General features: G+C 52.6%; 1 protein-coding gene. It reads left to right on the top strand.

Features of this window, described 5'->3' with window-relative positions; genetic code table 11:
* Positions 1 to 310, top strand: a 310-nt coding sequence (locus tag HMPREF2996_RS07645) for a YPDG domain-containing protein (protein ID WP_210398908.1), incomplete at both ends; no start/stop codon positions are given.

Raw genomic sequence — 310 nt, 5'->3', positions numbered from 1 at the left:
AATGAGACCTTTGAGCCTGGTTATGAGGATGGTTCTGGTAAGCCTGGTGAGGATGTAACTGTTCCGGCTCCGGAGTTTAAGGACAAGGACGGTAACCCGACTACTGCTCCTGATGGCACGACTTTCAAGCCTGGTGAGAATGCTCCGGATGGTGTGAAGGTTGATCCGAACACTGGTGAGATCACTGTTACCGTTCCTGAGGACGCTAAGCCTGGTGACAAGATCACTGTTCCGGTTGAGGTGACTTACCCGGATGGTTCTAAGGACAACGTTGACGTAACCGTCACTGTTGAGCAGCCGGATGCTCCTG

It is taken from the genome of Corynebacterium sp. HMSC066C02, assembly GCF_001814945.1.
GTDB lineage: Bacteria > Actinomycetota > Actinomycetes > Mycobacteriales > Mycobacteriaceae > Corynebacterium > Corynebacterium aurimucosum.
This window is presented reverse-complemented; position numbering and strand designations above follow the sequence as displayed.